1 protein-coding gene is annotated in these 330 nt (G+C 50.3%); it reads left to right on the top strand.

Annotation, left to right across the window (positions count from 1 at the left end):
- The coding region (locus KDM90_RS17630) for a hypothetical protein (RefSeq protein WP_212676937.1) at positions 1–330 on the top strand (330 nt) is incomplete at both ends.

Below are 330 nucleotides of genomic sequence, written 5' to 3'. Positions count from 1 at the left end.
GCTTTGACGCTGACGGCCTTGCCAACGGCCGTATCGTCGATCCCGGTGCGCCTGGCTTAATCACACTGAACCAACTTCAGCTCAGTCAAGCTCAACTCGCTCAGGTCAGTCCTAGAAATGCCGATACACTCAGCTTTAACGTCCGCTTCTCCGACTCCGTCAAGCAGGTCGATGTTAGCGATTTCAAACTCAATTTCACTGGCAATGCACAAGGTCAGATTCAGTTCGTCGAAAAAATCTACGACAACCTGTATCGCGTCCAAGTCAATCAGTTAGGCGGCGATGGCAGTGTTGCGTTGAGCTTAAATCAGGCTGCGAATAATATCGTCA

The organism is Affinundibacterium fentianense, assembly GCF_018139545.1.
GTDB lineage: Bacteria > Pseudomonadota > Gammaproteobacteria > Burkholderiales > Burkholderiaceae_D > Undibacterium > Undibacterium fentianense.
The sequence above is the reverse complement of the archived record's forward strand: the minus strand, read 5'-3'. Positions and strand labels throughout refer to the sequence as shown.